The sequence below is a fragment of the Phenylobacterium sp. LH3H17 genome (genome assembly GCF_024298925.1).
Lineage (GTDB): Bacteria > Pseudomonadota > Alphaproteobacteria > Caulobacterales > Caulobacteraceae > Phenylobacterium.
Genome location: NZ_CP101283.1, coordinates 1,555,001 through 1,581,570 on the forward strand (window position 1 = coordinate 1,555,001; position 26,570 = coordinate 1,581,570).

General features: G+C 67.9%; 24 protein-coding genes, 1 tRNA gene, 2 rRNA genes and 1 pseudogene (1 of these 28 cut by a window edge). 16 read left to right on the forward strand and 12 right to left on the reverse strand.

Annotated features, from left to right (window positions below):
* The 4 genes from M9M90_RS07505 to M9M90_RS07520 form a co-directional block, all read left to right on the forward strand.
* Positions 1-1,156, forward strand: a 23S ribosomal RNA gene (locus M9M90_RS07505) (it extends 1,637 nt beyond the left edge of the window).
* Between the two features lie 89 nt (positions 1,157-1,245).
* Positions 1,246-1,360: ribosomal RNA gene (rrf, locus tag M9M90_RS07510) — 5S ribosomal RNA — on the forward strand.
* A gap of 57 nt (positions 1,361-1,417) precedes the next feature.
* A tRNA-Met gene (locus M9M90_RS07515) sits at positions 1,418-1,494 on the forward strand.
* Between the two features lie 86 nt (positions 1,495-1,580).
* Complete coding sequence (locus tag M9M90_RS07520) at positions 1,581-2,741, forward strand: pyridoxal phosphate-dependent aminotransferase (RefSeq protein WP_254836542.1); 1,161 nt, start codon at positions 1,581-1,583, stop codon at positions 2,739-2,741.
* A 3-nt stretch (positions 2,742-2,744) separates the two neighbouring features.
* Here M9M90_RS07520 and M9M90_RS07525 read toward each other — a convergent pair.
* The 3 genes and pseudogenes from M9M90_RS07525 to M9M90_RS07535 all read right to left on the reverse strand — a co-directional run bounded on the left by M9M90_RS07525 (position 2,745) and on the right by M9M90_RS07535 (position 5,913).
* Positions 2,745-3,725, reverse strand: a pseudogene (locus M9M90_RS07525) (oxygenase MpaB family protein).
* A gap of 9 nt (positions 3,726-3,734) precedes the next feature.
* Positions 3,735-4,505, reverse strand: a complete 771-nt coding sequence (locus tag M9M90_RS07530) for an alpha/beta fold hydrolase (protein WP_254836543.1) — start codon at positions 4,503-4,505, stop codon at positions 3,735-3,737.
* A 4-nt stretch (positions 4,506-4,509) separates the two neighbouring features.
* Entirely contained in the window at positions 4,510-5,913 is a 1,404-nt protein-coding gene (locus tag M9M90_RS07535) for an aldehyde dehydrogenase family protein (RefSeq protein ID WP_254836544.1), read from the reverse strand.
* A 150-nt stretch (positions 5,914-6,063) separates the two neighbouring features.
* Between M9M90_RS07535 and M9M90_RS07540 the strand changes: the two genes are divergently transcribed.
* Together M9M90_RS07540 and M9M90_RS07545 are read left to right on the forward strand one after the other, a co-directional pair.
* Positions 6,064-6,534 carry a hypothetical protein gene (locus M9M90_RS07540; protein WP_254836545.1) on the forward strand — a complete coding sequence of 157 codons (471 nt, stop codon included), beginning with the start codon at positions 6,064-6,066 and terminating at the stop codon, positions 6,532-6,534.
* A 2-nt stretch (positions 6,535-6,536) separates the two neighbouring features.
* The gene (locus M9M90_RS07545; protein WP_254836546.1) at positions 6,537-7,349 is read left to right on the forward strand and encodes an acyl-CoA thioesterase II; all 813 of its coding nucleotides are present in this window, start codon (positions 6,537-6,539) and stop codon (positions 7,347-7,349) included.
* Here the strand turns inward: M9M90_RS07545 and M9M90_RS07550 are convergent.
* Entirely contained in the window at positions 7,346-7,810 is a 465-nt protein-coding gene (locus tag M9M90_RS07550; protein ID WP_254836547.1) for a hypothetical protein, read from the reverse strand. The two genes, M9M90_RS07545 and M9M90_RS07550, sit on opposite strands and share 4 nt — an antisense overlap.
* 77 nt (positions 7,811-7,887) lie before the next feature.
* Complete coding sequence (locus M9M90_RS07555) at positions 7,888-8,166, reverse strand: hypothetical protein (protein ID WP_254836548.1); 279 nt, start codon at positions 8,164-8,166, stop codon at positions 7,888-7,890.
* 313 nt (positions 8,167-8,479) lie between these two features.
* Here M9M90_RS07555 and M9M90_RS07560 point away from each other — a divergent pair, with 313 nt between their 5' ends.
* Together M9M90_RS07560 and M9M90_RS07565 are read left to right on the forward strand one after the other, a co-directional pair.
* Positions 8,480-8,761: a hypothetical protein gene (locus M9M90_RS07560; protein WP_254836549.1), complete on the forward strand. Its 282-nt coding sequence runs from the start codon at positions 8,480-8,482 to the stop codon at positions 8,759-8,761.
* Positions 8,762-8,828: 67 nt separating this feature from the next.
* Complete coding sequence (locus tag M9M90_RS07565; RefSeq protein ID WP_254836550.1) at positions 8,829-9,809, forward strand: aldo/keto reductase; 981 nt, start codon at positions 8,829-8,831, stop codon at positions 9,807-9,809.
* On the opposite strand, the gene M9M90_RS07570 is transcribed toward M9M90_RS07565, so the two are convergent.
* From M9M90_RS07570 to M9M90_RS07585, 4 genes are all read right to left on the reverse strand, one after another.
* Positions 9,806-10,015, reverse strand: coding sequence for a hypothetical protein (locus M9M90_RS07570; protein ID WP_254836551.1), 210 nt, complete (start codon positions 10,013-10,015; stop codon positions 9,806-9,808). The genes M9M90_RS07565 and M9M90_RS07570 overlap by 4 nt on opposite strands.
* 100 nt (positions 10,016-10,115) lie before the next feature.
* Positions 10,116-10,931 carry an arylamine N-acetyltransferase gene (locus M9M90_RS07575; protein WP_254836552.1) on the reverse strand — a complete coding sequence of 272 codons (816 nt, stop codon included), beginning with the start codon at positions 10,929-10,931 and terminating at the stop codon, positions 10,116-10,118.
* A gap of 77 nt (positions 10,932-11,008) precedes the next feature.
* Positions 11,009-12,223, reverse strand: a complete 1,215-nt coding sequence (locus M9M90_RS07580; RefSeq protein WP_254836553.1) for an LLM class flavin-dependent oxidoreductase — start codon at positions 12,221-12,223, stop codon at positions 11,009-11,011.
* A gap of 70 nt (positions 12,224-12,293) precedes the next feature.
* Positions 12,294-13,322: a DNA topoisomerase IB gene (locus M9M90_RS07585; protein WP_254836554.1), complete on the reverse strand. Its 1,029-nt coding sequence runs from the start codon at positions 13,320-13,322 to the stop codon at positions 12,294-12,296.
* Positions 13,323-13,409: 87 nt separating this feature from the next.
* On the opposite strand from M9M90_RS07585, the gene rlmJ reads away from it, so the two are divergent.
* The 6 genes from rlmJ (at position 13,410) to M9M90_RS07615 (ending at position 18,679) form a co-directional block, all read left to right on the forward strand.
* A complete protein-coding gene (gene rlmJ, locus M9M90_RS07590) occupies positions 13,410-14,225 on the forward strand; it encodes a 23S rRNA (adenine(2030)-N(6))-methyltransferase RlmJ (RefSeq protein ID WP_254836555.1) in 816 nt (271 codons plus the stop codon).
* A 76-nt stretch (positions 14,226-14,301) separates the two neighbouring features.
* Positions 14,302-14,781, forward strand: coding sequence for a hypothetical protein (locus tag M9M90_RS07595; protein ID WP_254836556.1), 480 nt, complete (start codon positions 14,302-14,304; stop codon positions 14,779-14,781).
* A 32-nt stretch (positions 14,782-14,813) separates the two neighbouring features.
* A complete protein-coding gene (locus M9M90_RS07600; protein WP_256549239.1) occupies positions 14,814-15,410 on the forward strand; it encodes a sugar transferase in 597 nt (198 codons plus the stop codon).
* 54 nt (positions 15,411-15,464) lie between these two features.
* Complete coding sequence (locus M9M90_RS07605; protein WP_254836557.1) at positions 15,465-17,474, forward strand: AsmA family protein; 2,010 nt, start codon at positions 15,465-15,467, stop codon at positions 17,472-17,474.
* A 69-nt stretch (positions 17,475-17,543) separates the two neighbouring features.
* The gene (locus tag M9M90_RS07610) at positions 17,544-18,008 is read left to right on the forward strand and encodes a cytochrome c (protein ID WP_254836558.1); all 465 of its coding nucleotides are present in this window, start codon (positions 17,544-17,546) and stop codon (positions 18,006-18,008) included.
* Positions 18,005-18,679: a cytochrome b/b6 domain-containing protein gene (locus M9M90_RS07615; RefSeq protein ID WP_254836559.1), complete on the forward strand. Its 675-nt coding sequence runs from the start codon at positions 18,005-18,007 to the stop codon at positions 18,677-18,679. The genes M9M90_RS07610 and M9M90_RS07615 overlap by 4 nt, the downstream gene beginning before the upstream one ends.
* Here the strand turns inward: M9M90_RS07615 and M9M90_RS07620 are convergent.
* From M9M90_RS07620 to nth, 3 genes are read right to left on the reverse strand one after another with little or no spacing between them, the layout of a single operon-like run.
* A complete protein-coding gene (locus tag M9M90_RS07620) occupies positions 18,676-19,008 on the reverse strand; it encodes a hypothetical protein (protein ID WP_254836560.1) in 333 nt (110 codons plus the stop codon). The two genes, M9M90_RS07615 and M9M90_RS07620, sit on opposite strands and share 4 nt — an antisense overlap.
* Positions 18,992-19,795, reverse strand: coding sequence for a DUF72 domain-containing protein (locus M9M90_RS07625; RefSeq protein ID WP_254836561.1), 804 nt, complete (start codon positions 19,793-19,795; stop codon positions 18,992-18,994). Before M9M90_RS07625 ends, M9M90_RS07620 begins: the two co-directional genes overlap by 17 nt.
* Before the next feature lie 25 nt (positions 19,796-19,820).
* Complete coding sequence (gene nth, locus M9M90_RS07630; protein WP_254836562.1) at positions 19,821-20,555, reverse strand: endonuclease III; 735 nt, start codon at positions 20,553-20,555, stop codon at positions 19,821-19,823.
* 86 nt (positions 20,556-20,641) lie between these two features.
* On the opposite strand from nth, the gene M9M90_RS07635 reads away from it, so the two are divergent.
* Positions 20,642-21,787 carry an L-lactate dehydrogenase gene (locus M9M90_RS07635; protein ID WP_254836563.1) on the forward strand — a complete coding sequence of 382 codons (1,146 nt, stop codon included), beginning with the start codon at positions 20,642-20,644 and terminating at the stop codon, positions 21,785-21,787.
* 140 nt (positions 21,788-21,927) lie between these two features.
* Positions 21,928-26,559, forward strand: coding sequence for a glutamate synthase large subunit (gene gltB, locus M9M90_RS07640; protein WP_256549240.1), 4,632 nt, complete (start codon positions 21,928-21,930; stop codon positions 26,557-26,559).
* Positions 26,560-26,570: the final 11 nt, after the last annotated feature.

Here is a 26,570-nt window from a genome sequence, read left to right on the forward strand (position 1 = left end):
TGACTCTGCTTAGGGCAACCTTTGTAGAGTGGCACAGGCCAGGGGGTAGCGACTGTTTATCAAAAACACAGGGCTCTGCGAAGCCGCAAGGCGACGTATAGGGTCTGACGCCTGCCCGGTGCCGGAAGGTTAAAAGGAGCGGTGAGAGCTGCGAATTGAAGCCCCGGTAAACGGCGGCCGTAACTATAACGGTCCTAAGGTAGCGAAATTCCTTGTCGGGTAAGTTCCGACCTGCACGAATGGCGTAACGACTTCCCCACTGTCTCCAGCATAGGCTCAGCGAAATTGAATTCCCCGTGAAGATGCGGGGTTCCCGCGGTCAGACGGAAAGACCCTATGAACCTTTACTGCAGCTTCGCCTTGGCGTTAGCGGCAACATGTGTAGGATAGGTGGGAGGCTATGAAACCGGGGCGCCAGCTCCGGTGGAGCCAACCTTGAAATACCACCCTTGTTGTCGCTGACGTCTAACCGCAGCCCGTTATCCGGGTTCGGGACATGGCGTGGCGGGCAGTTTGACTGGGGCGGTCGCCTCCCAAAGTGTAACGGAGGCGCGCGATGGTGGGCTCAGAGCGGTCGGAAATCGCTCGACGAGTGCAATGGCATAAGCCCGCCTGACTGCGAGACTGACAAGTCGAGCAGAGACGAAAGTCGGCCATAGTGATCCGGTGGTTCTGCGTGGAAGGGCCATCGCTCAACGAATAAAAGGTACTCTAGGGATAACAGGCTGATTTTGCCCAAGCGTCCACAGCGACGGCAAAGTTTGGCACCTCGATGTCGGCTCATCACATCCTGGGGCTGGAGCAGGTCCCAAGGGTTCGGCTGTTCGCCGATTAAAGTGGTACGTGAGCTGGGTTCAGAACGTCGTGAGACAGTTTGGTCCCTATCTGCCGTGGGTGTACGAAGCTTGAGAGGATCTGTCCCTAGTACGAGAGGACCGGGATGGACACACCTCTGGTGGACCTGTCGTGGCGCCAGCCGCGCAGCAGGGTAGCTAAGTGTGGAATAGATAACCGCTGAAAGCATCTAAGCGGGAAACTAACCTCAAAACAAGGCTTCGCCGAGAGCCGTGGTAGACCACCACGTTGATAGGCCAGGTGTGGAAGTGCCGCGAGGCATGCAGCTTACTGGTACTAATCGCTCGATCGGCTTGATCGTTCTTAGTTGAACTCATGTTCGCTTTGTTTCGCCTTCAGGACCCAGTCCTGGAGGCATGATGTCTTCTCGTTTTTCATCCGTTTCGTTGACCTGGTGGTTTTGCCGAGAGGTCCCCACCCGATCCCATTCCGAACTCGGTCGTTAAGCCTCTCTGGGCCGATGGTACTTCGTCTTAAGGCGCGGGAGAGTAGGTCGCCGCCAGGTCTACCAAACGTATGAAACGTCCAACCCTTCAATCACGATCTTCTATCCAAGCTTTGCCGCGGGGTGGAGCAGCCCGGTAGCTCGTCAGGCTCATAACCTGAAGGTCACAGGTTCAAATCCTGTCCCCGCACCCAAGACTTCAAAAAGCCCCCGCCGACGCGGGGGCTTTTTTCGTTTCCGGACCCGCTATAGACCGGGCGCAGTCTCCCCGAGGATCCCGATGGCCGAGCCGATCGACCCCTTTCACGCCATCACCATCAGCGGCGTTGCCCACGAGCTGAAGAGCCAGGGCCGATCGATCATCCACATGGAGTTCGGCCAGCCCTCGACCGGGGCCCCCAAGGCCGCCATCGCCGTCGCCCACCAGGTGCTGGACACCGACGGAATGGGCTACTGGGAGAGTGCGCCGCTCAAGCGCCGGATCGTCAGGCACTACGCTGAGACCTATGGTGTCGAGATCGCCCCCGAGCAGCTGATCCTCACCTGCGGCGCCTCGCCGGCCCTGGTCCTGGCGCTGGCCATGACCTTCAAGCCCGGCGCCCGGGTGGCGACGGCGCGGCCTGGCTATGTGGCCTATCGCAACTCACTGAAGGCGCTTGGGATGACGCCGGTGGAGGTCGCCTGCGGCCCGGAGGTGCGTTTCCAGATGACAGCCGCGGCGCTCGCGGCCGTGGAGCCCGCGCCGGCGGGGTTGATCCTGGCCAGCCCCGCCAATCCCACCGGCACCATCATCCCGGAAGCCGAACTGGCGGCGATCGCCCAGGTCTGCCGCGAGCGGGGCATCCGGATCATCTCCGACGAGATCTATCACGGGCTGAGCTATGGCGAGCCGACCCGCTCGATGCTGGAGTTCGAGCCCCGCGCCATCGTCATCAACAGCTTCTCCAAGTATTTCAGCATGGCCGCCTGGCGGCTGGGCTGGCTCCTGGTCCCGCGCGACGAGGCGGCGACCGCCCGGGCCTATATGGGCGCGCTCTTCCTGACCCCGCCCTCGCTCAGCCAGCACGCGGCGCTCGTGGCCATGGACTGCCGCGAGGAGCTGGAGGGCCACCTCGAGGTCTACCGGACCAACCGCTCGCTGCTGCTGCAGGCCTTGCCGGCGCTCGGCCTCGACGCCATCGCGCCGCCGGACGGCGCCTTCTACATCTATGCGCGCGTGGGGCATCTCACGGACGACAGCCTGGCCTTCTGCGAGGAGCTGCTGCGCGCCACCGGCGTCGCCACCGCGCCCGGCCTCGACTTCGATCCCGTCGAGGGCGCCAAGTTCATCCGTATGAGCTTCGCGGTCTCAACCCCGGAGATCGAGGAAGCCCTGCGCCGCCTGACCCCGTGGTTCCAGACCCGCGCCGCCGAGCGCCGCGCCCTGGAGGCTGCGACCTAAGGCTCAGAGAGCCCGCAAGGTCCGCAGATAGTTCGCCGGCAGGCCGAGGCGGCGGCAGGCCTGGGCCGAGGGGTTGGCGAAGTTCGGCGCCTTCTCGGCCAGGGCGGCCAGGCCGCGGATGATCGCCGCCTCGCCGGGCCGCAGGCCGTGGCCGGCGCCTAGGCCGAGGATATCGCGGACCCAGGCCGGGGTGATCTCGACGCTGGCGCGGATCAGCATGCGCTGCAGCGGCCGCAGGGGCGCGGGGAAGATCGGGGCGCGGCGGACGATGTCCAGGAACTCGAAGACGATCTCGGAGCGCTCGAGCTTGGGACGCATGGCCATGAACTGCGCCTCGAGTTCCGCCTGGGAACGCGGCGCGCCGATGGCGCCATAGAGCGCCGCAGCGGGGGCGCCCTCGGCGTAGAACCGGTCCCGGTCGGTGTTGCTCACAGGTCGGACGAAGGTGGAATAGGCCTCCAGGAAACCGAAGCCGGCCGTGGCCTGCACCCAGTCGAGCAACTCCTAATCGGTGGCGCGGTACGGCTGGCCCGCCGGGGTGACGCCCTCGACCCGGCCGTGCATGCGCCCGACGCCGGCGATCATCGCCTCGGCCGTACTGCGCGCACCATAGACCGTGACCATCGCCGCCAGGCCCGTGCGCTTCATCCGGGGGAGGGGATCGGTGCGGAAGCTGGTGTGATCCCAGACGCCCGAGCGGACCCTGGGTTCGGCCAGCTCCAGCAACACGGCCGTGGAGCCGCCGATGAATAGGGAGATCGGGTTGTCATAGACGTGCCAGGCTACGGAATCGGGACCAAACAGCGCGGCCTCGCCGGCCGGCCTGGTGAAATCGACCTTGGGAAGCCCGGTCTTGGCCTTCGGCTGGGGGCGTCGCGCGGCTGCGGCCGCCGGGCCGAGATCAGTCGTGGTCATGGGCGCGCCCTGTGGAAGCTGGCGCCAGGGTCGGCCTCGCGCAGCCGGCTGGCAACTATCAGAACCCATAGGTGACGATCAGGCCGCCACACCGGAAGCTTCGAGGAAGTTCAGCAGCGCCGCGTTGAAAGCCGCCGGCTGGTCGATGTTGGCCGCATGTCCGGCGCCCGGGATCACCACCTTGCGAGCGTGGGGGATCTTGCCGGCCATGTAGTCGCTGGCGGCGAGGAACGGCGTGTCGTCGGCGCCCACCACCACCAGGGACGGCACGGCGATGTTGGGCAGGCTCTCGATCACCCTGGCGTCGCGCTGGGTCAGCATGCCGCGCGCGGCGTGGGCGAGACCGGTGGCGTCTCGGTGGCGGGCAGTTCGGGTCTCGGCGCTGCCCTTTTCAAGCAGGCCCAGGCCGTCGGCGTCGTAACGGTCGGCGCGCTTCAGAGCATTGGCGTTCCAGCCCTCGCGTGCCGCGTCGTTCTTGTAGCCGGGTCCGGTGTCGATGATCAGCAGGGCGCGAGTGCGCTCGGGATGGGCCAGGTGGAAGGCCAGGCTCATATATCCGCCCAGCGACAGGCCGCCGATGATCGCGTCCCTGGCGCCGACGGCGTCCAGGATGGCGGCCATGTCGGCGACCGTGGCCTCTTCCGAATAGGCCGCCGGGTCGTCCGGATAGTCAGACTGACCGTGGCCGCGCATGTCCCAGGTGATCAGCTGGAAGTGCGGCGCCAGCGCGTCGATCTGACCCTTCCACATCTGGGCGGTGGCCGAGAAGCCGTGGGTCAGGAGGAGGGGCGGGCCCTCCCCATGCACCTCGTAATAGATCTCGACCCCGTCGCGATTGAGCCTGGCCATGTCGTCACCTCGCCATGTTGATGACCTGCATCTGGGTGAACTCCGCAAGGCCCGCCTCGCCGAGTTCGGATCCGATGCCGGAGGACTTGGCGCCGCCGAACGGGATGCCGGGATCGAGCTCGGCGTGCTTGTTGATCCAGACCGTGCCACTTTCCATGCGGCCGGCCAGGTCGTAGGCGACGTCCAGGTCGTCCGACCAGATTGATCCGCCCAGGCCGTAGAGCGAGGCGTTGGCGCGGGCCAGGGCGTCCTCGCCGTCGCGGATCTTGATCACCGGCAGGACCGGGCCGAACTGCTCCTCGTCCACCAGCCGCGTGCCGTCGGTGATGTCGCGCACGATGGTGGGGCGGATGAAGTAGCCCTTGCCCTCGGGCGCCACGCCGCCGGCGATGATCTTGCCGGTCTTGCGGGCGTCCTCGATGACGCCCAGCACCTTCTCGTACTGCATCTTGTTCTGCAGCGGCCCCATCTGGACCCCTTGCTGCAGGCCTTCGCCCACCACGGCGGCGTCGGCCAGCTTGGCCAGCTCATCGCACACGCGGTCATAGATGCTCTCATGGACATAGGCGCGCTTGACGGCGATGCAGACCTGGCCGGAGTTCTGGAAGGCGGCGCTGAAGATCTTTCCGGCCGTGACCTCGGGGTTCACGTCGCCCAGGACGATGGCCGCGTCGTTGCCGCCCAGCTCCAGGGTGATGCGTTTCAGCGCATCGGCTGCGCCGGCCATCACCTTCTTGCCGGTCTCGGTGGAGCCGGTGAAAGAGATCTTGTTCACGTCCGGATGGGCGGTGAGCGCGCCACCCAGGTCGTTGGCGTCTGCGATGACGTTGAGCACGCCGGGCGGGACCATGTCCTTCACCAGCTCGGCGAAGCGCAGGGTCGAGAGCGGGGTGGTGGCCGCGGGCTTCAGCACCACGGTGTTGCCGGCCAGCAGGGCGGCGGGCACCTTGAAGGCCATCAGGATCATCGGGAAGTTCCAGGGCACGATCGCCCCGACCACGCCCAGGGCGCGGCGGCGAACCTCCACCTTGCGGCCCGGGCCGTCGTCCAGGACCTTGATCGGCAGGTCCAGGGTCGAGAAATAACGGAAGAACGCCGAGGCGCCGTAGACTTCCCCGGTGGCGGCGTCGATGGGCTTGCCTTGTTCCTGGGTCAGAAGGCGGGCCAGTTCCGGGGCGTTGGCCTGGATGACGTCGGCCATCGCCACCAGGGCCGCGCGGCGTTCGGCGATGGGGGTGTCGCGCCAGGCGGGAAAGGCGGCCTTGGCGGCGGCCACGGCCTTGTCGAGCTGGGCCTTGGAGGCGCGGGGACAGGTGGCGACTGACTCTTCCGTGGCCGGGTTGATGACTTCCATCGTGGAGTCGCCGTCCTCCAGACGGCCGTCGATGAGCAGCTTGAACTGGGCCATGGCGCTTCCTTCCTTTTGCGGTCGGGGAAATCTCGCCCACCTGCCGCGACGGCGGTCAAGACTGCGCGAGCGGAAGTCGAAAGCGCGGCGGGGCGTGATAACTAGAAGCCCCCTGAACTGAGTCCGCCAGGCGCGGCGCGGAGACCCCTGATGATCATCGCCGGATGGATTCTCGCCCTGCTGGGACTTGCCCAGGTGGTGTTCGCCGGGACCATCGAGGTCTCGCAGCTCACCGAGGGCAATCGCCTGATCGGCCTGGCCCCCAGCGTGGTGGCCAATGCTGACCTGGTCGGCCAGCGGGCGATGATCCACCAGGCCGGTTGTGCGACCTTCCTGGCCGGGGTGGTGTTCATCGGGGCGGCCTATCTGAAGCCGGCGCCCCCCGGCCAGCAGACCAAGGCCTGGACCAGCATGGCGGCCATCGCCGCCCTGGTGCTGACGGTGGCGGCGCTGGGTGGGTTCGGCGCCTTCCTCTACGCCCTACACGTCCAGAACGCCGACCAGCGGCTGGTCGATGAGATCAGGGCCCGCGAGGCCAAGAACCTCTCCACCGACGCCCTCATGAAGGAGGCCGAGAAGCGCCTTCAAAACGAGGCCGAAGCGGCTGCGGCGTCGCGCTGACCATGACAGATCAGCTCTTCTTCGACATCCAGGCGACGCACAATCCGCATCGCTGGTACCTGCCGCTGAGCCCCGGGGTCTGCGTCGGGCCGCCCGGGAACCTGTTCATGTTCGGCGGGGTGGGCCTGGGCTCGTCCATCGCCGCCCTTCAGCGGACCTGCGAGCGGCCGGTGATCTGGGCCACGGCCCAGTATCTCTCCTATGCCCGGCCGCCCAGCGTGGTGGACCTGGACGTCTGGGTTCCGGCCGCCGGCAAGTACAACAGCCAGGCCCGGGTGACCGGCCATGTGGGCGACAAGGAGATCTTCACGGTCAACGCCGCCCTGGGCGCGCGGCCCAGCGACCTGTCGCGCCAGTGGCTGACGATGCCCGACTGCGACCCGCCGGAGGACTGCCCGCCCGCCGACCACTGGCGCGGCGGCGGCGAGGACCTGCACAGCCGCATCGAGGTGCGGGTCGCCAAGGGCCGCTATGGCGGCACGGACGCCGGCGACGGCGAGGACGGCCGGCTGTTGCTGTGGATCCGGCCCCGCGAAGCCATCGCCATCGACGCCACCATGCTGGCGATCATGGCCGACTTCGTGCCGGGCGCCGTCGGCAACGCCCTGGGCCTCAACGCCGGCGGCAACAGCCTGGACAACACGATCCGCGTGCGCGCGATTGTGCCCACCGACTGGGTGCTGTGCGACACCCGCATCCTGGGCGTCCACGGCGGGTTCGGGCACGGGGCCATGTATCTGTTCGCCCAGGACGGCGAGCTGATGGCCACGGCCAGCCAGTCGCTGATCGTCCGCGTGCATGAGGAGCGGCGCTAGCGCCAGGCCAGGGCCTCGAGCGCCTCGATCCGCGCCAGGTCCTTGGGCCGGCCGAACAGGCGGCAGATCTCGACCTGCTCGGCGGTGGTCGGGACGAAGACGCCTCCGATCCCCAGCCGCGTGCGGGGGCGGACCGGCCGCCAGCCGTCGCCCGTCCTGACCTCGAAGCCCGCCATGATCTCGATGGGTAGTGGGGCGACGCCGGCCTTGGCGAAGATCTTCGATCGGAACAGGTCGGAGCTCGACGGTGGCGCGACCTCGGCCCCCCAGACGCCGATGAGCCGCCGGGCGTCGCGTTCGCTCACCAGCAGGTCGACATCGGGCGGATCGAGATCGGACACACCGGCCAGGGCCATGGCGGCGCTGCCGATCAGCCACCAGTCGTCGGCGAGCCCGCCCGCCGCGTCGGCCACGACGTCCAGGGTCGCGGCAAGGTTTCCCGTCAGGTCCGGTCGACTCATGGCGGGCAACGTAAGGCGGGGCCCGGACATGACAAAGGCCGGCGGCGACGCCGGCCTTTGCTTGGATTTTGCCGGACCTAGCGCGCGGCCAGGGCCGTGCCGGCCTGGGCCTGGGCAGTGGCCAGTTGCTCCATCGCCACCTTGGCGGTGGCCTTCACGCAGCGGCCGTAGGCGTCCAGCGCCAGGGTCTCGCTGCGGGTCTCGTAGAAGCACACCTTCTTGGCGGCCTTGGTGACGTCCGCCTCGATCTGGGCGGCCGACTTGCCGACCAGATCGACCTTCACGGAGGACGCGGCCTGGGCGGGGGCGGAGATGGCCAGAACGGCCAGGGTCGAGAGTGCGAAAGAACGGATCATAATTTGAAGTCCCGAAAGGGGGTTGAAGACCAACCACCTCCCGGCGTTTCCCTTTGGACTGCGGCCAAATCAGTCGCGACCGCTTCGCCCACGACTCCGATACTGCACGCCCCGGAACCGGTTCAAGGGTAATTTCGCGTTGCGGTGAAATCTTTGCTGCGCTGCGAAACTACTGGGCGCCTGCCCTAGATCCGGGCGGCCCCCGCCAGGTTGGCGCGTCCGTTGCGACGAGGATTTCCGAAGGCGCCGGAATGAAACACTTGCGTTCCGCCCGGCTTCGCCATTGACTAATCTTTGTAAACGCCGAGGCCCCATGCTGCTTTCCATTCTTGCCGCCGCCGCCGCGCTCTCGGCGTCTTCCGCCGCCCAACCGGCTTCGGCCACGGCCCCGGCTCCCATGGTCGAGGCGATCGCCACCGCCGTGCTGCTGGACTGCCAGGTGTCGGAAACCGGCCTGAAGGACTGCAAGGCGCTCGACGCCCAGGGCGCCACGGCCGAAGCGGCCGTGAAGCTGGCGGCCCAGGTCGAGGTTCCCGAGAGCTTCGCCCTCGCCAATCCGGGCCGGATCGTCATCAAGATGACGGTCAACCCCTAGCCGGGACTTGACCTCGCGCTCCGCCTCGACGCTTCTCGCGAGCGTTGAGTGAGCATGGAGCGCGGGCATGGATAAGCGTCAGATCGGTCCCTTCGAAGTTTCGGCCATCGGGCTGGGCTGCATGAGCCTGTCCCACGCGTACGGCCCGCCGCCCCCTCGCGAGCAGGCCCGCCAGGTGCTGGAAGGTGCGCTGGACGCCGGCTACACCTTCTTCGACACGGCCGCCGTCTACGGGATCGGACACAATGAGACCCTGGTCGGCGAGGTCCTGGGTCCGCGGCGCAAGGACTTCGTCCTGGCCTCCAAGTGCGGTCTGACCAATGGCGACAAGCGCGAGCTGAACGGTCGGCCCGAGATCCTGAAGGCCACCTGCGAGGGCAGCCTGAAGCGCCTGGGGACCGACGTCATCGACCTCTACTACCTGCACCGCTGGGACAAGCGCGTGCCGATCGAGGAGAGCGTGGGCGCGCTCTCCGAACTGGTCGCCGAGGGCAAGATCAAGACGATCGGCCTGTCGGAGGTCTCCGCCGACACTCTGCGCCGCGCGCACGCCGTCCACCCGGTCGCCGCAGTGCAGACTGAATATTCGCCCTGGACCCGCAATCCGGAGATCGCGGTGTTGGACGCCTGCCGCGAGCTGGGCGTGGCCTTCGTGGCCTTCAGCCCCGTGGGCCGGGGCTTCCTGGCGGGCGGGGTGCCCGATCCGAGCGTGCTCAGCGAGGGCGACTTCCGCAAGGACATGCCGCGCTTCCAGGGCGAGGCCTTCGCCGCGAACCTGAAACTTTACAAGGCGTTCGCGGCGCTGGCCGCCGAGGCCGGCTGCACCCCGGCCCAGCTCTGCCTGGCCTGGCTGCTGGCGAAGGATCCGATCATCGTGCCGATCCCCGGCACCACGTCGCCCGCCCATATGGCCGAGAACGCCAAGGCCGCCGAGGTGACTTTGTCGGCGGAGACCATGGCCAAGGTCGAGGCGCTGGTGAACGAGAAGACCGTCACCGGTCCCCGCTACGCACCGGCCATGCAGGCCTCGATCGACACCGAGGGCTAGGCGGCTTCCAAGGTCTCAGAAGCGGTCTTCAGCGCCGCCCTCGCCAGGGTCATGGCGCGGTCGGCGACCTCCTCGGCGGGGAGGTCGTGCAGACCGCGGGGCCGGGGCAGGCTGATCTGGACGATGACTCCGTCGTCGGTCAGGACGGAGACGCCCACGACGGTCGGACTGACGGTGACGGACGGCGGAAGCGAGAGGTCAAGCATGTCTGCGTCTCCATTTCCCCAACGGTCGGGGATGTGGAACCGCACGCTCGGGATGTCCAGGCACGCTTTTATGACTACCCGCGTAGGAACCTATTAGGGCTCAGACCTGGGCGTCCTCGCCGAACAGCTCTTCGTGCTTGGCGTGGATGGTGGGCCAGAGGCCGGCGGCCTCCGGCACGTCGAGGTCGAAGTCGCGCTTCAGCACGGCGACGAACTCCTCGGCCGAGTTCAGGAGCTGCGTCTCCTTCCCATCCGGTCGGATACGGCGATGGGCGCGGCCCAGCAGGCTGACGATACCGTCGGGCCTATGGCGGAAGGCGAGCGCGGTCTGGACGAAGATCGAGTCCGGCGAGGTCGAGAGCCAGCGGCAGGTGGCGGCCAGTTGGTCGGGCGAGGCCGTTTCCAGGGTGAAGTCGAAGGAGGGCGCCCCGCCATTGGCGTGGTTGTGAAACCGCAGCCATTCGCCGTCGAGGTCCTCAAGCCGGAACCGGTAGCCGGCGCAATCATGGTCCTGGAAGGTCATCGGGAAGGGCTCGAGGATGCCGTCGCCGAAACCGACATCGGCGATGTAGGGTCGATCAAGTTCGACGCGCAGGACCAGGTGGTTGCCGAGCGGACGCCCGTCGCGCTCCCCGCGGGCCACCGAGCCCGCCATCCGCGTAACCGAGAAGCCGATCTCCTGCAGCACGGCGCCCAGCAGGCCGTTCATCTCGTAGCACCAGCCGCCGCGCCGCCGAGTGACCAGCTTGTCGAACGCGGCCTCCGGATCCAGCGTCATCGGCCGCCCGAGCTGGACGTCGAGGTTCTCATAGGCAATCGCCCGCAGGTGACTGCGGTGCAGGGCGGTCAGGGTCGCCAAGTCAGGCCTGGCGCGGCCCGAGAAGCCAACGCGGTCGAAATAGGCCTGGATGTCCACGTCGCGCGTCCCCGCTTTCACTTGCCCAGGCTAGGCAAGCCGCAGCCGCGACGCCAGCCGATTGCGCTGGCGGCCCCTCACTCGCCGGGAGGTTTCGCCCCGCCAGTGATCATCTCTACGATCTCGGGCCGGATGTTCTCGGAGCCCTTCTCCATCATGTGCTGGACGATGCGCGCGCCGACGGCGGCCTGCATCTGGCCGGTGAACTCCGCCTTGTTGGACTTCACCCAGTCCATGGATGCCTGGCGGTTCACGTTCAGGTCCTGGAAGCGCGGCACCACGTAGCGAGCGAACAGCTCGTAGGACTTCCTCGTCGCCGTCCAATCGGCCCAGTTGTGGGCCATGAACAGGAAGGCTCCGAAGCCTTTGCTCTCATCCAGGAGCTGCTGGATCTTGGCCGCCGCGTCGTCCGGCGTGCCGATCACCGCCATGCCGGACGCCATCAGCGCTTCTACGGGATTCTCGGCGTCGGCCGGCACGATGGGCAGGTTGGCGATCTCCCGGAAGTAATAGATCCACTTCTCCAGCCCGAAGCGTACGTCGGCCATGGCCTGCTCGCGGGTCTCGGCGATGTGCATAGGGCCGACCAGCCGCCAGGCGCGGCGGTCCATGGTCTGGCCGTGTTCCCTGGCCTGCTCCTCGGCCACCGCCCAGTTGGAGGACAGGGCGTTGAAGCCGCCGGTCGAGGTTGCGCCCAGGGACAGCAGGCCCGCGCCGTGCTTGCCCGCCGCCCGCGCCCCGGTGGGAGAGACCTGGCTGGCCACCGCGATCTCGACGCTGGGCCGCGAATAGGGGGTCATCTGCAGGCGCGCGTTGGAGAGTTCGAACCAGTCGGACTTGTGGGTGACCGTTTCGCCGCGCAGGAGGGGAACCAGGACGTCCAGCGCCTCGTCCATGCGGTCGCGTTGCTTGGAGGGCGGGATGCCCATCATGAAGGCGTCGGAGACCAGGGCCCCGGGGCCGACCCCGAACATCACCCGGCCGCGAGTCATGTGGTCGAGCTGGTTGATCCGGTCGGCCAGCATCAGGGGGTGGTGGTAGGGTAGGGACGAGACCCCCGTCCCCAGGCGGATGTGCTTTGTGCGCTCGGCGGCGGCTGCGATGAACACCTCGGGGCTGGCGATCAGCTCGTAGGCGGCGGAATGGTGCTCGCCGATCCAGGCCTCGTCATAGCCAAGCTGATCCATCCACTGGACGAGTTCGAGATCGCGCTGGATGGCCAGCGTCGGGTTCTCTTCGATGGGATGGAACGGCGCGATGAAGGCGCCGAAACGCAGCTTGTCCCCGAGCATGTGAGCCCTCCCTGGCGGTGTTTTCGGGGAGCTTAACGCCGATTACGCTGGGGGCGCCTAGGGGAAAGCGTCAGGCCGCCGCCTCTTGCGCCGCTTCCAGGAACCGGAGCACCGAGAGTTCGAAGGCGCGAGCCGAAGCGCCGGGCCTTAGCGGCAGGACGCTGCGTTCGTACGACTCCAGCACCAGGGGATGGATATAGGAGCCTCGGCACACCGCGGCGGTGTTGCCGAGCAGGCCAGCCACCGCCTTGACCGTGCGGGTGACATTTCGCTTGGCCTCCGCCGCGTCGGTGGCGGGCGGGTGGGCGACCAGCCCGCGGGCGGCCGAAAGGGTGCCGGCCCAGGTGCGGAAATCCTTGGCCGAGAAGTCCTCGCCCAGGGCTTGGCGGATATAGGCGTTGACGTCGGCGGACTCCACGGCGTGCCGCTGGCCGTCGTCGTCGATGTACTGGAACAGCCGCTGACCAGGGACGTCCTGGCAGGCCCTGACCACATTGGCGAGGCGGCGGTCGCGGAAGCCGGTCGTGTGGACCTTGCCGCTCTTGCCGCGGAATTCGAACACCGCGCCGGCCGTGGTGATCCTGGCGTGGCGGTCGCGTAGGGTGGTCAGCCCGAAGCTCTTGTTGGTCTTGGCGTATTCCTCATTGCCCACCCGGATCAGGGTGAGCTCCATCACCCGAACCACGGCGGCCAGCACCTTGTCGCGCGGCAGGCCACGCAGGGCCAGATCGGCCTCCACCTGGGCGCGCAGCCGGGGCAGGGCGCGGCCGAAGGCGATCAGGCGGCCGTACTTCTGCTCGTCGCGGGCCTGCCGCCAGCGGTGGTGATAGCGGTACTGCTTGCGTCCGCGCTGGTCGCGGCCGGTGGCCTGGATGTGGCCCCGCGCGGTCGGGCAGATCCACACCTGGGTCCAGGCCGGGGGTATGACCAGGGCGGCGATCCGCGCCAGGGTCCTGGGGTCCTTCACCGGCCTGCCGTGGAGATCGCGATAGGAAAACCCCCGGGCGGTGGCGACGCGGGTGATCCCGACGTCGCCGTCGTTGACGTAGGTCAGGCCGCCCTCGGCCGCGGGCGGCGGATCAGCGCTGTCGCGGTCCATCTCACGCCTTTGGAAATTCCGCGAGCCGTGGCAGGAACGCCCCTCGCGGGCGCTCAACGTGAGCGGCGCCGCAGGGTTCCGACGCCGATGAACTACCGCCACGCCTTCCATGCCGGGAACTTTGCCGACCTGGTCAAGCATGCGGCCCTGCTGGACCTGCTCTCACGCATGCCCCGGCCGCTGACCGTGATCGACACCCATGCCGGCCGCGGCCTCTACGACCTGTCCGGCGATGAGGCGCAGCGCTCTGGCGAGGCCCAGGCGGGGATCGGGCAGCTAATGAAGGCCAAGGACCTGCCGGCGGCGCTGCAGCCCCTATGCGCTGCGGTGAGCCAGCTGAATGGCGGCGGTACGGCGCGGCTCTATCCGGGTTCGCCCCTGCTGATCGCCGGCGCCCTACGCAAGGGCGACAGCTACCTGGCCTGCGAACTTCGGGCCGAGGAACATGCGGCCCTGACCCAGGCGCTCACGCCCTGGCCGGCGGCGCGGGCGGTCTGCGCCGACGGCTATGCCGAGGTGGTGGCCAGGCTTCCCCGCGACGGCGATGCCCTGGTGCTGATCGATCCGCCGTTCGAGAGGGCCGACGACTACGATCGCTGCGTCGAGACCCTGGGCGCCGTGGCGGCAAGAAACCCCAAGGCCGTGACCCTGGTCTGGCTGCCGCTCAAGGACCTGGAGACCTTCGACAGCTTCGTGCGCGACGCCGAGGCCGCCGGGGTCGGACCGCTGCTGATCGCCGAGGCGCGCATGCGGCCGCTGAACGACCCCATGAAGATGAACGGCTGCGCCCTGGTGGTGGCCCGAGCGCCCGAAGGGATGGCCCAGACCCTGCAATCGATCTGCGATTGGACAGTGGGCGCCCTGGGCCAGGGCGGGGCGGCCCGAATCTGGACAGCCACCTAAGGTTCATTTTGCACTTGCGAACAGATCGACTAGGATTTGCTGCATCGCACAAACCTTAGCCGTTTGGAGGCGTCCATTGATCCCGTCGCAAACCCTTCCCGAGCTCCCCTCTGAGCTCAAGTTCGAACCCAAAAGCGCGATCTACGTGCCGCTGGGGGCGGCCTCGCCGTTCTGGTTCCTGTATGCCGGCGCGGCCTCGGCCGGTGTCGCCTATTGGTGGTTCAGCCGCTGGCGGCAGGCGACGAACCTCGAGGCCCTGTTCGCGAAGACGCCGGCCGTGCTCGAACTCGAAACAGCTCCAGCCGCCGAGCCGCAGGCCGAGGCGCCGGAAGCGGCCGTGGCGGCCGAGCCCCAACCTGAGCCGGCCTTTATCGCGTCCGCCGAACTCCTGTCTGACGTCGCGCCAGTGGTTGATGCCGCGCCTGCGATCGAGCCCGAGCCGGTCGTCGAAGCCCAAGCGGTGATAGAGGCTGCGCCCGAAGTCGCGTCCCAGCCGGCGGCGCCCAAGGCGAAGACGCCGCGCGCCACCCGTTCAGTCTCCGACGAGCCCGCCTGAGCTTGGCGGGCGGGCGCCAGGCGCGCTAAGGCTTGACCCGCACCCTAGGGACGGCGGGAGGATCGGTGGCCAAGCGTGGGTTCGACATCATGGTGGCCCTGGCGGGGCTGATCCTGCTCTCGCCGGTGCTTGTCGCCGTGGCGCTCGCCGTGCGCCTGGAAAGCCGGGGCCCGGCCCTCCACTGGTCGCGGCGGATCGGGCGCGGCAACAGTCTGTTCGCCATGCCGAAGTTCCGCACCATGCGGCTCGGCGCGCCCGACGTGGCGACCCACCTGTTGTCGGACGCGGGCGACTGGATCACGCCGCTGGGCGCCTTCCTGCGGCGCACCAGCCTGGACGAACTGCCCCAGCTCTGGAGTGTCCTGACTGGGGACATGAGCCTCGTGGGGCCGCGGCCGGCCCTGTTCAACCAGGACGACCTGGTGGCCCTGCGCACCGCGGCCGGGGTGGAAGTCCTGCGGCCCGGCCTCACGGGTTGGGCGCAGGTCAACGGTCGCGACGCTCTTCCCATCGCCGACAAGGCGCGGCTGGACGCCGACTATCTGGCGCGTCGCAGCTTCCTGCTGGACCTCAAGATCATCGCCCTGACCGGCATGGCGGCGGTCACGGGGCACGGCGTACGCCACTGAGGCGGTAACCTAACCGTCGGTTCGCGCGTTTGGGGGAGTCTCCGGAGGCGCAGATTGACTGACGACCCACAGCCGCAAACCCCGCGCCAGATGTCCGGACGCCACAAGGCGCTCGCCTGGACGGGCGGGATCGCGGGCGTATTCGTGATCGCGGTCGCCCTGTTCCTGATCCTGTTCGACTGGAACTATCTGCGCGGCCCGATCTCCCGCTACGCATCGGCGCGCACCGGGCGCGAGGTGGCCATCGACGGCGACCTCAAGGTCAAGCTGTTGTCGTTGAAACCCAGCGCCACCGTGGGCAAGATCCGCATCGGCAATCCGAAATGGGCCGGTCCCGGCCAGACCGCACAGATCGAGCGCCTGCATGTGCAGATCGACGCGTTGCCGCTGTTGCGCGGGCGGGTGGTGCTGCTGAAGCTGGAGGCGGCCAAGCCCAACCTGGTGCTGCTGCGTGACCTCCAGGGACGGACGACCTGGGACTTTTCCAACGGCCGCAAGAGGGACGAGCCGCTACGGATGCCGCCGATACGCCGGTTCGTGATCGACGAGGGCCGGCTGAAGTTCACTGACGCGAAGCGCAAGATTGCCCTCGACGCCACGCTCAATGCGTCGGAGACGCAAGGCGCGGCCAATCGCGGGTTCCGGATGGCGGGCAAGGGCTCGATCAACGCCGCGCCCTTCCTGTTGAACGTTGTCGGTGGGCCGCTGTTGAACGTGGATCCCGACAAGCCATACCCCTTCGACGCCGATATCCGCGCCGGCGCCACCAGGGTACGGGCCAAGGGCGCCATCCCCGAGCCCTTCGATCTTGGCCGGTTCGCCATGAACGTCACGGCCAGCGGTCCCGACCTGGCCGATCTCTACGACTTGACCGGCGTGGCCCTGCCCAACTCCCCGCCCTACCGGTTGACCGGACGGATGTCGCGCGACGACATGACGTGGACGATCGCCAAGATCGGCGGCCGGGTCGGCGACACCGACCTGGCGGGCGAACTTTCGGTCGACACCGGGCGCGAGCGGCCGTTCCTCAAGGCCGACCTGCGTTCGAAGCTTCTGGACTTCGACGACCTGGCTACGATCTTCGGTGGCGCGCCGGCGGTCGGCAAGGGAGAGACCGCCTCGCCGGAACAGGCGGCGGTCGCCCGCCAGATGCAGGCCCAGCACCGGTTGCTGCCGGACGCCACTCTGAAGGTCGATCGGGTCCGCGCCATGGACGCCGACGTGAAGTACAACGCCGTCAGCGTGCGCGACGCCATGCTGCCCCTGCGCTCGGCCTCGGTCCACGTGCGGCTGGACGCGGGCGTACTGACCGCCGACCCGGTGAGCTTCGACCTGCCCAAGGGCCGGATCGGGGGCTCGATGCGGCTGGACGCCCGCAAGGACGTTCCGGTCACCAGCGTCGATCTCCGGCTGACCAACGCGCGGCTGGAACAGCTCATCCCGATCAAGACCGGCGGCACGCCGCTGACCGGCTCGTTCGTCGGTCGGATCAAGCTGACCGGCGCCGGCGCGTCGGTCCACCGGGCGGCCGCCAACGCCAACGGCGAGGTGCTGGCGGTAGTGCCTGGCGGCGAGATCCGGGAGGCCTTCGCGGAGCTTTTGGGGGTCAACGTGACCAAGGGCCTTGGCCTGCTGCTCGCCAAGGACAAGAGCAAGACGCCGGTGCGCTGCGCGGTCGCCCATTTCCAGGTGAAGGACGGGGTGATGACCGCCAACCGTATCGTCTTCGACACCGGCCCCGTGCTGGGGACGGGGAAGGGCAGCATCGACCTGGAGACCGAGCGGATGGACTTCCGCATCGAGGGTCATCCCAAGGAGCCGCGGCTGATACGGCTGACCGCGCCCATCACCATCAAGGGGCCGCTCACCGGACCCAAGATCGGGGTGGAGAGCGGCCGGGCCATCGCCCAGGGCGGTTTCGCCGCCCTGCTGGCGACCGTCGCCGCGCCGCTTGCGGTGGTCCTGCCTTTCGTCGATCTCGGCCTGGCCAAGGACGCCGCGTGCGGCGCCCTCATCGCCGACGCCGCCCGTGAAGGCGTTCCGGTCAAGGTCACCCGCCGCTAGGTTCGATTGACGCATCGGGCGGGCTCGTCTCAACTCTGCCTTAGCCACATCCTTGCGGAGACGTCGTCCATGTCCGAAATGACCAGCGTAGTCAGCATCGCCTTAGTAATGGCCCTGACCGCGGGCGGCGCCGTCGCTGCGACTTCGGTGGAGAAGGCCGTCGCCCTGCGCCAGTCCGGTTACAAGGAGACCGGCAAGTCGTTCAAGGCGATTAATGACGAACTCAAGAAGGATGCGCCGCGCACGAAGTTGATCGCCGCCGAAGCCAAGAAGGTCCACGGATTTTCCCTGGCCATCCCCAAGTGGTTTCCCAAGGGTTCCGGTCCGGAGAGCGGCCTGAAGACCCGTGCCAAGTCCGACATCTGGGCCGAACCCGCCAAGTTCGCCGAGGCGACCAAGGCGTTTCAGGTCGAGAGCCAGAAGCTGCGCGTGGCAGCCCGGAAGGGCGACGTCGAGGCGATCAAGCTTCAGGTCAAGGCCACCGGCGGGTCCTGCGGCGGCTGCCACAAGCCCTTCCGCGCTGAGGAGAAATGAGCGAGCCCACACGGCTCCGCGCGCCTGGCGTGGCGCTTTGGGACCTGCCCACCCGGATATTCCACTGGTCTATGGTGGTCCTGATCCTGGTCGCCTGGTTCTCCGCCGAACAGAACATGCAGATCCACAAGTGGGCCGGCTATGGGCTGCTGGGTCTGCTGGTCTTCCGGCTCTGGTGGGGCGTGGCCGGCGGCTCGACCGCGCGGTTCGCGAGCTTCCTCACCGGACCCCGGGCGACCCTGTCCTATCTGAAGACCGTGGGCGAACGCAGCCCCAGCCACAGCGCCGGGCACAATCCCCTCGGCGCCTGGAGCGTGGTGGCGATGATCGCCGTAATGCTGGCCTTGACCGTGCTCGGGCTGTTCGCCGCCGATATCGACGGCATCGAGTCCGGGCCGCTCACCTATCTGGTGAGCTTCGAGACCAGCCGGCTCTGCGCCGAATTGCACGAGCTGCTGTTCCGCGTCCTGCAGGGGCTGGTCGTCATGCACCTGCTGGCCGTCGCCTATTACTGGGCCTGGAAGCGCCAAAACCTGATCGGCGCCATGATCAGCGGCAAGAGCGCCTTCGCCGCCGCGCCCTTGCGGCGGGGGCGGCTGTGGAGCCTGCTGGTGGGGCTGGTCCTGGCGGTGGGCGTGGTATGGGCCGCAGCCAAGGGGTTGCGGTTCTAGCCGCCGTTCGCGGCGTCGCGCAGGCAGCCCAGCCAAGCTTCCTCGCGCGCCTTCTCGGCTTCGCGCAGCGTGGTTTCGGCCTCTCGGACCCCCTCGTCGTGCTTGCGCCACTCCAGCACCGCGCCTTCTCGCGCGGCGCGGGCCGCCTCCATGGTCGGGAAGCGGGCGAGGACGGCGCGGACACTGTAATTGACCGGCGGGCCAACGGTCTCGCGGTCCGGATAGAAGCCGGTGATGGAATCGGCGGTTTCGTTCTCGATGTGGAAGACATCGGCCCAGCCCGCGTGGTGACGCATCAGGGCCCAGGGCCGTTCAATCCGGTCGGTCATCGATCGCTCCTAGAATCCGTGGGCGCAAACTAGCGTGGTCGGCGGTGGTCTCCAACGCCGTAGACGCGAGATTTCCCGGCTTGCAGCGCGAAAGCAGCCGCAAGGCGTCGGCAGCCGCTGCTCCCGAGCGTGTGTTGTCGAACATGCACCAGGCCTCGCCCGGCCGTGCGCCCAGGCGCGCCGCGACCGCCTCCAACGCCGCGTCGGTATAGGGCGAGGCGTACATGACCGGCGAACCGTGGAGGCGGGTATAGGTCAGGCCCAGCCAGCCGCCGGGTTCGGCCGCCCCGGGAACCACGGCGGGGTCGGCCGCCACGCGGGTGACCTCGCTGCGGGCCAGGAGTTCTTCCACCTGCGGCTCGAACCAGGTCGGATGGCGCGGCTCGATCACCGTCGGACCGGAATGGCGGTCGCGCCAACCCCGAATGAAGGCCTCGCCGGTCGCTTCAAAGCGAAGGCTTGGGGGAAGCTGGATCAGGATCGGGCCGAGCTTGCCGCCAAGCCCCGCGACCTCATTGAGGAAACGCGCAAGGGGCCCCTCGCAGGGCTCGAGCCGAGCCTCGTGGGTGATCGTGCGCGGCAGCTTCACGGAGAACGAAAAGCCGGGCGGCGTCGATGCCGCCCAGCGCTCATAGGTTTCGCGCCGATGCGACCGGAAGAAGGAACTGTTGATCTCGACCGCGGTGAACACCTGGGCGTAGCGCGCCAGGATCGATCCCGCCGCTGGAAAGCCAGGCGCTACCGGACGGGGAATGGCCCAGCCCGCAGTTCCGATCCGGACGGTCATGTCGCCTTGAGCGCGCGAACGCGGCTTAGGTTTCCACCCGCGACGGGAAGGCGACGACCGCGCCTTCCTGGTCACGGCCGACCCCGATGCGGGGGCAGGCGTCGCGCAGAGCGCAGAGGTCGCAGGCCGGGTCGAAGTGGCTGCAGATGGACTGGCCCTGGGCCTTGAGCAGCCAGTGCATCTCGAAGAACCGATCGGCGTCCCAATCGGCGGGCGCCTGTTCCATCAGGCCGTCATAGGCCAGGGTCCGGTCGCCGCCGCGCGGCGTGAGGCCGAGCCGACCGCTGAGCCGATGGACGTGGGTGTCCACCGTCAGGACGGGCCGGGCCAGGGTGCTGAAGTTCAGGGTGGCCGCCGCGGCCTTGATCCCCACCCCGGGCAGTCGGGTCAGCCACGCCATGGCCTCGTCCAGCGGCTCGTCCTTCAGGAAGTCGAGGTTGAGTTCGCCGCGCTTCAGGATGATCACCCGGATCAGGATCGGCAGCCGCCGCGCCTTGTCCTCGGCGAAGGTCACCGGATCTATGACCGGCTCGATCTGGGCCGGATCGGCCAGGGTCAAGGTCGTCCAGTTCGGGAAGGCCGCGCGCAGGCGGATGAAGGCGGCCCAGGCCACCTCGTCATATGTGCGCGAGCTGATCACAGCCTTGATGAGCTGGGAGACCGGATCCATCCGATGCTCCGCCCTCTGCGGACCGAAGACCGCGCGGAGCCGGTCGCGGACGGCCGGCAGGTCGGAGGGGAGGGCGAGTCGGACTTGCATGAGTCGACAAGAACAAATGCGGAACATTTGTCAACGGCGCGGCTTGACCCTACCAAAGAGGCTGGGCGGAAACGGGGAGAGCCAGGATGAAGCCGGCGTCGGTATCTGACTATCGCGAGCTGGCGCGGCGCAGGCTGCCGAAGATGTTCTTCGAGTATATCGACGGCGGCAGCTACGCCGAGGTGACCCTGGGCCGAAACGTGGCCGACCTCGAGGCCATCGCCCTGCGCCAGCGAGTCATGCGCGACATGAGCCAGCTGGATATGAGCGTCGAGGTGTTCGGGCAGCCCATGAGCTTTCCCGTGGGCCTGTCGCCGGTGGGCATGGCGGGCATGTACGCCCGCCGCGGCGAGGTCCAGGCGGCCAAGGCCGCGGCTTCGGCGGGCGTGCCGTTCTGCCTCTCGACGGTAGGGGTCTGTTCCGTGGAGGAGGTGGCGGCTTCCGGGACCCCGCCCTGGTTCCAGCTCTATATGCTGAAGGACCGTGGCTACATGGCCGAGCTGCTGGCGCGGGCCAAGGCCGTGGGTTGCAAGGTCCTCGTCTTTACGGTGGATCTGCCGCTGCCCGGCTCGCGCTATCGCGATGTCCGTTCGGGGTTCACCGGCGCGAGCGGGCTGTCCGGCGCGCTCAACACCGCCTGGCAGGGTGTGACCCATCCGGACTGGCTTTGGGATGTCTGGCTGCACGGCCGGCCCCACACGCTGGGCTGCGTCCAGAGTGCGGTGACCGAGGGACGGCAGGTCACCGACTTCCTGAGCTGGGTCGCCAGGAACTTCGACCGCACCGTCACCTGGGCGGACATCGACTGGGTGCGAAAGACGTGGGACGGGCCCATCGTCATCAAGGGCGTGCTGGACCCGGAAGACGCTCGCGAGGCGGTCAAGGCGGGCGCCCAGGGCCTGGTGGTCTCCAACCACGGCGGGCGGCAACTGGACGGGGTGCGGTCCTCGATCTCCGCCCTGCCGGCGGTGGTGGACGCGGTCGGCGGCGACCTGGAGATCTTCATGGACGGCGGGGTGCGCTCCGGCCTGGACGTGCTGAAAGCCCTGGCGCTCGGCGCCCGCGCCTGTTTCGTGGGCCGAGCCTGGGCCTATGCGCTCGGCGCTGGAGGCCAGCCGATGGTGGAGAAGATGCTGGGGACCCTGCGCAGCGAGCTTGCCGTGGCGATGATCCTCACGGGGTGCAACGCCGCGCGAAACGCCGATAAAACGCTACTAGACGTCGCACCTTAGAAAATCTTTTCAATTCCGAAGGTTCTGACCCATCGACAAGGGTTGAACTTGCCGTGTAGATGCGCGCCGAATTGGCGTGCGGAACGGTCGCGTTTGGCCGCGTCCGCGCACGCCTGCGAGCTTACGAGTGAGGGACGCCGATGGGAGCTCCGGAACGTCAAGGTCTGTACGACCCGCGCAACGAACACGATGCGTGCGGCGTGGGGTTTGTGGCCAATATCAAGGGCCGCAAATCGCATGAGGTCGTGGCCTGTGGCCTGGAGATCCTGGTCAATCTGGACCATCGCGGCGCCGTGGGCGCCGATCCGCTGGTGGGCGACGGCGCGGGGATCCTTATCCAGATTCCGGACGGCCTGCTGCGCGACTGGGCCGGCAAGGAAGGTATCGATCTGCCCCCGCCGGGCGACTACGCCGTGGCCATGTGCTTCCTGCCGCGGGACGCCGCCGCCCGCGAAATGGCCGTCCACCAGTTCGAGCACTTCCTGAAGGTTGAAGGCCAGACCTTCATCGCCTGGCGCGACGTGCCGACCAACACCGACGGCCTGGGCGCGGCGGTGCTGGCCGAGATGCCGGTGATCCGCCAGGCCATCGTCGGCCGTGGCCCCAACACCAAGGACCAGGACGCCTTCGAGCGGAAGCTGCTGACCGTGCGCAAGCAGTTGCAGAACCCGCTGGCGGAGATGGCGACCCGGTTGAACCTCCCGGGCCTGACCCAGCTCTACCTGCCGTCATTCTCCACGCGGACGGTGGTCTATAAGGGTCTGCTGCTGGCCGGCCAGGTGGGGACCTTCTACGAGGACCTCGCCAACCCGATCACCGAATCGGCGCTGGCCCTGGTCCACCAGCGGTTCTCGACCAACACCTTTCCATCCTGGAAGCTCGCCCACCCCTACCGGTTCATCGCCCACAACGGCGAGATCAACACGGTGCGCGGCAACGTGAACTGGATGAACGCCCGCCGTCGCACGCTGGAAAGCGACCTGCTGGGCCCCGACCTCAACAAGATGTGGCCGCTGATCCCGCACGGCCAGTCGGACACCGCCTGCCTGGACAACGCGCTCGAGCTGCTGCTGGCCGGCGGCTACCCGCTGGCCCACGCGGTGATGATGCTGATCCCGGAGGCCTGGGCCGGCAATCCGCTGATGAACGCCGAGCGCAAGGCGTTCTACGAGTACCACGCCGCCCTGATGGAGCCGTGGGACGGCCCGGCCGCCGTCGCCTTCACCGATGGCCGCCAGATCGGCGCCACCCTGGACCGCAACGGCCTGCGTCCGGCGCGCTTCGTCGTCACCGACCAGGACCATGTGATCATGGCCTCGGAGATCGGCGTCCTGACCGTTCCCGAGGAGCGGATCGTCCGCAAGTGGCGGCTGCAGCCGGGCAAGATGCTGCTGATCGACATGGAAGAAGGCCGGATCATCGAGGACGAGGAGATCAAGGCGACCCTCTCCCAGGCCGAGCCCTACGCCGAGTGGCTCTCCCAGACCCAGTTCAAGCTGGAAGAGCTGCCCGAGATCGCCTTCGACGAGGCCCTCGCCAACGACGCGGGCCGGCTGCTCGATCGCCAGCAGGCCTTCGGCTACACCCAGGAGGACATCCAGTTCTTCCTCGAGCCCATGGCCCGGACGGGGGAGGATCCGATCGGCTCCATGGGCGCCGACATTCCCATCGCCGTGCTCTCCAGGCGCCCGAAGCTGCTCTACGAGTATTTCAAGCAGAACTTCGCCCAGGTCACCAATCCGCCCATCGACCCGATCCGCGAGGAACTGGTGATGAGCCTGGTCTCGATGATCGGGCCGCGGCCGAACCTGCTGGGCCGCCACGCCGGCACCCATAAACGGCTGGAAGTCTCCCAACCGATCCTCACCAATGAGGATCTGTCGAAAATCCGCTCGATCAGCGAACTGGTGGACGGCTCGTTCCGCACCGCCACCATCGATGTCACCTGGGCGGCCGAGGAGGGCGTCGCGGGGCTTGAGCGCGCCCTGGACCGCGTCTGCCGCGAGGCCACCGACAACGTCCTGGCCGACAAGAACATCCTGATCCTATCGGACCGGGAGGTCTCGTCCGACCGCATCCCGATCCCGGCGGCCCTGGCGACCGCGGCCGTACACCACCACCTGATCCGCCAGGGCCTGCGCATGCAGACCGGCCTGGTGATCGAGACCGGCGAAGCGCGCGAGGTGCACCATTTCTGCGTGCTGGCGGGCTATGGCGCCGAAGCCGTGAACCCCTATCTGGCCTTCGAGACCCTGGAGCAGATCCGCGTCTCCACCGGCTCGACCCTGTCGGCCTACGACGTGCGTAAGAACTACATCAAGGCCGTCGGCAAGGGCGTGCTGAAGGTGATGTCCAAGATGGGCATCTCCACCTACCAGTCCTATTGCGGCGCGCAGATCTTCGACGGGGTCGGCCTGTCGTCGGAACTGATCGAGCAGTACTTCACCGGCACCGCGACCACCATCGAGGGCGTCGGCCTGCGCGAGATCGCCGAGGAGACGGTGCGCCGTCACCGCGACGCCTATGGCGACAATCCGATCTACGCCTCCATGCTGGACGTCGGCGGGACCTACGCCTTCCGCCTACGCGGCGAGGAGCACGCCTGGACGCCGGAGACGGTGAGCAAGCTGCAGCACGCCGTGCGCGGAAATTTGCCGGATGAATACAAGAGCTTCGCGGCTGGAATTAATGAGCAGTCCGAACGCCTGCTGACCATCCGCGGCCTGATGCGCTTCAAGGCCGCCGAGACCCCGATCGCCATCGAGGCGGTCGAGCCGGCGGCCGAGATCGTCAAGCGTTTCGCCACCGGGGCCATGAGCTTCGGCTCGATCAGCCGCGAGGCCCACACTACGCTGGCCATGGCCATGAACCGGATCGGCGGTAAGTCGAACACCGGCGAGGGCGGGGAGGAGGCCGATCGCTTCGTTCCGCTGCCCAACGGCGACTCCATGCGCTCGGCCATCAAGCAGGTGGCCTCCGGCCGGTTCGGCGTCACCGCCGAGTACCTGGTCAACGCCGACGACATCCAGATCAAGATGGCCCAGGGCGCCAAGCCCGGGGAGGGCGGCCAGCTTCCCGGCCACAAGGTCGACAAGAACATCGCTCGGGTCCGGCACTCGACGCCGGGCGTGGGCCTGATCAGCCCGCCGCCGCACCACGACATCTATTCGATCGAGGATCTGGCCCAGCTCATCCACGACCTGAAGAATGTGAATTCCAAGGCCCGCATCTCGGTGAAGCTGGTCTCGGAAGTCGGCGTCGGAACCGTGGCGGCCGGGGTGGCCAAGGCGCGCGCCGACCACATCACCATCTCGGGCTTCGAGGGCGGCACCGGCGCCTCGCCGCTGACCTCGCTGACCCATGCGGGCTCGCCCTGGGAGATCGGCCTGGCCGAGACCCAGCAGACCCTGCTGCTCAATGGACTGCGGACCCGCGTGGCGGTCCAGGCCGACGGCGGCCTGCGCACCGGGCGCGACGTGGCGGTCGCCGCCCTGCTGGGGGCCGACGAGTTCGGCTTCGCCACGGCTCCGCTGATCGCGGCCGGCTGTATCATGATGAGGAAGTGCCACCTCAACACCTGCCCGGTGGGGGTGGCCACCCAGGACCCGGTTCTGCGCGCGCGCTTCACCGGCCAGCCCGAGCACGTGATCAACTACTTCTTCTTCGTCGCCGAAGAGCTGCGCGAGATCATGGCGGAGCTTGGCTTCGCCACGGTCAACGAGATGATCGGCCGCGTCGACCGCCTGGAGATGCGCCACGCGGTCGACCACTGGAAGGCCGGCGGCGTCGACCTCTCCAAGCTGCTCTACGCCATCCCTTCCGAGAGCCCGACCGGCCTTTGGAACATGGACCGCCAGGACCACGGTCTGGGGAAGGCGCTCGACAATACCCTGATCGCTGACGCCAAGGCCGCGCTGGAGGAGGGCAAGCCCGTCCTCGGCGAGTATCCGATCAAGAACATCAACCGCACCGTCGGCGCCATGCTGTCGGGCGAGGTGGCGCGCCGCTACGGCCATGCCGGCCTGCCGGACGACACCATCAGCTTGAAGTTCCGCGGCCAGGCCGGTCAGAGCTTCGGCGCCTTCGCCGCCCGCGGGATCAGCCTGGAACTGACCGGTGACGGCAACGACTATGTGGGCAAGGGCCTGTCCGGCGGCCGGGTGGTCGTGCGCCAGCCGCCGGAAGCCAACCGCGACCCGACCGAGAACATCATCGTCGGCAACACCGTCCTCTACGGGGCCATCGCCGGGGAGGCCTATTTCGAGGGCGTGGCCGGCGAACGTTTCGCCGTGCGCAACTCCGGCGCGGTGACGGTGGTCGAAGGCCTGGGCGACCACGGTTGTGAATACATGACCGGCGGCGTGGTGGTGGTGCTGGGCGACACCGGGCGCAACTTCGCCGCCGGGATGTCGGGCGGCGTGGCCTATGTCTACGATCCCAGGAAGCGGTTCGAGGCGCTCTGCAACAAGGCCATGGTCGACCTGGACCGCGTGACCGTCACCGGCCTCGGCCACGACAACGCGCCCACCCAGAAGGCGGTGTCGGTCGAGAACAACGGCATGGGGGACATGCTCTCCTTCGACGCCGAGCGCCTGCGCATCCTGATCGAACGCCACCACCTCTATACGGGGTCGGCGCGCGCGCGGGAGATCCTGGAGACCTGGGAGACCTCGCTGGGCGACTTCGTGAAGGTCATGCCCAAGGACTATCGCCGGGCCCTGGTCGACATGGCCGCCGAACGCCAGGCGGCCGCGGCCGTTGCGGCCGAATAGCTTTCAGAGTC